At 68.9% G+C, this 511-nt stretch carries 1 protein-coding gene; it reads left to right on the top strand.

What is annotated here, in order from left to right; translation table 11 throughout:
- A partial coding sequence (locus SZN_RS37335; RefSeq protein ID WP_007506640.1) for an acyltransferase domain-containing protein occupies positions 1-511 on the top strand: 511 nt, incomplete at both ends.

Raw genomic sequence — 511 nt, 5'->3', positions numbered from 1 at the left:
GCTCTTGCGCCGTTCGTGGGGTGGGATCTGCGGGTGGAGTTGGCGGGTGGTCTGGGCCGGGTGGATGTGGTGCAGCCCGTGTCGTGGGCGGTGATGGTGTCGCTGGCCCGGTTGTGGGAGTCGTTCGGGGTGGTGCCGGCTGCGGTGGTGGGTCATTCGCAGGGTGAGATTGCTGCGGCCGTCGTCGCCGGTGCGCTCTCCCTGGAGGACGGTGCCCGGATCGTTGCTGAGCGTAGTCGGGTGATCGGTGAGCGTCTGGCGGGGCGTGGGGGTATGGCGTCGGTCGCGCTGCCCGCCGAGACGGTACGGGAGAGGGTTGCGGGCTTCGGTGACCGCTTGGCGGTTGCGGCGGTCAACGGGCCTTCCTCCACGGTGGTTTCGGGTGAGCCGGCTGCGTTGGACGAGTTGCTGGTGGCTCTGGAGGGTGAGGAGGTGCGGGTTCGGCGTATCGCGGTGGACTACGCGTCGCATTCCTCGCACGTGGAGTCGATCCGTGAGGAACTCCTCGACG

The sequence above is a fragment of the Streptomyces zinciresistens K42 genome (assembly GCF_000225525.1).
In the GTDB taxonomy this organism is placed as follows: Bacteria; Actinomycetota; Actinomycetes; order Streptomycetales; family Streptomycetaceae; genus Streptomyces; species Streptomyces zinciresistens.
Note: the sequence above shows the minus strand (reverse complement) of the source record. Positions and strands in the feature narration are given on the sequence as shown.